A 283-nucleotide genomic window follows, 5' to 3' on the forward strand; every position below is an offset into this window, starting at 1 on the left:
AATAAAATAGGTCTAGGGATTGATTTAGGAGTGAAGGATTTTGCTACACGTAGCGATGGTATCGTTCATGAAAACATCAACAAAACAATAAAAGTAAAAAAGATAGAAAAACGGTTAAAACGTGAACAACGCTCTTTAGCACGTAAATTTGAAAATCTAAAAAAGAGAGGTGAAAAATCTGTTACTAATAAAAGAGTGAATATAGATAAAAATGTTCTTAGAGTGCAAAAGTTGCATGCTCGATTAGCGAATATTCGAATAGAGTATGTAAAGTCTATTGTAA

At 30.7% G+C, this 283-nt stretch carries 1 protein-coding gene; it reads left to right on the plus strand.

Annotated features, from left to right (window positions below):
• Nucleotides 1–283 (plus strand): transposase (locus KI369_RS28340; protein ID WP_212958973.1); only part of this gene is annotated, 283 nt, incomplete at both ends.

The sequence above is a fragment of the Bacillus sanguinis genome, assembly GCF_018332475.1.
GTDB classification, from domain to species: Bacteria; Bacillota; Bacilli; order Bacillales; family Bacillaceae_G; genus Bacillus_A; species Bacillus_A sanguinis.